The sequence below is a fragment of the Brevibacterium sp. VCM10 genome, from assembly GCF_000583215.1.
GTDB classification, from domain to species: Bacteria; Actinomycetota; Actinomycetes; order Actinomycetales; family Brevibacteriaceae; genus Brevibacterium; species Brevibacterium linens.
Window position 1 is genome coordinate 1 of sequence record NZ_JAJB01000085.1, and the last position, 1,299, is coordinate 1,299.

A 1,299-nucleotide genomic window follows, 5' to 3' on the forward strand; every position below is an offset into this window, starting at 1 on the left:
AGCCGCCTCGGCGGCCTTGTCGATCGAGATCTTTCCGGTGTCGGCCAGCGAGATGAGCGCCTGCGTGACCACGGACGGACCGTCGACGAGGTAGTAGCGACGTGCCGCGGGACGGGTGTCCGAGATTCCGTATCCGTCGGTGCCCAGCGAGGTGAAGTGGCTGGGCACGTACTGACGGATCTGGTCGGGAACCGCGCGCATATAGTCCGAGGTCGCGATGACCGGGCCTTCGGTCTCGGCCATCTTCTCAGTCACGTACGGGATGCGCGGTTCGGACTGCGGGTTCTTCAGGCGCTCGTTCTCGGCGTCGAGTCCGTCGCGGCGCAGCTCCGTCCACGAGGTGACCGACCACACATCGGCCGAGACGCCCCAGTCCCGATCGAGCAGCTCCTGCGCTTCGAGCACCCACGGCACACCGACGCCGGAGGCCATGAGCTGAACCTTCGGACCGCCGTTGTCGGGTCCCTTCTTAAGCAGGTAGAGGCCCTTGAGCACGCCGTCGACGTCGAGGTCCTCCGGCTCGGCCGGCTGGACCATCGGCTCGTTGTACATCGTGATGTAGTAGAGCACGTCGGGGTCGCGCTCGTCGGCGGGATCGTACATCCGGTGGATGCCGTCCTTGACGATATGGGCGATCTCATAGCTGTAGGCCGGGTCGTAGGAGACCACGGACGGGTACGTCGAGGCGAGCACATGGGAGTGCCCGTCGCCGTGCTGCAGGCCTTCTGCCACGAGAGTGGTGCGCCCCGCGGTGGCACCGAGGACGAAGCCGCGGGCCATCTGGTCACCGGCGGCCCAGAAGAAGTCACCGGTGCGCTGGAAGCCGAACATCGAATAGAAGATGTAGAACGGAATCATCGGCTCACCGTGCGTGGCGTACGAGGTGCCGACGGCGGTCAGCGCCGCTGTCGCTCCGGCCTCGTTGATGCCGACGTGGAGCAGCTGACCGTCCGTGGCCTCCTTGTAGGCGAGGAACAGGTCGCGGTCGACGGAGATGTAGTTCTGCCCGTGCGGGTTGTAGATCTTGGCTGTCGGGAAGAACGAGTCCATGCCGAAGGTGCGAGCCTCATCGGGGATGATCGGCACGATCCGGTGGCCGAACTCCTTCTCCCGCATGAGGTCCTTGAGCACGCGCACGAAGCCCATCGTGGTGGCGATCTCCTGCTTGCCCGATCCGCGACGACCGGCCTGGTAGGCCTTGTCCGAGGGGAGTTTGAGATCGATATGAGTCGATCGACGCTCGGGGGAGTAGCCGCCGAGCTCCGCGCGGCGCTCCTGCATGTACTTGATCTCGGGAGC

1 protein-coding gene is annotated in these 1,299 nt (G+C 65.4%); it reads right to left on the minus strand.

All coding sequences use genetic code 11. From position 1 onward, the window contains the following. On the minus strand, window positions 1-1,299 hold a 1,299-nt coding region (locus AD89_RS0117085; protein WP_025780798.1), incomplete at both ends, for a transketolase-like TK C-terminal-containing protein.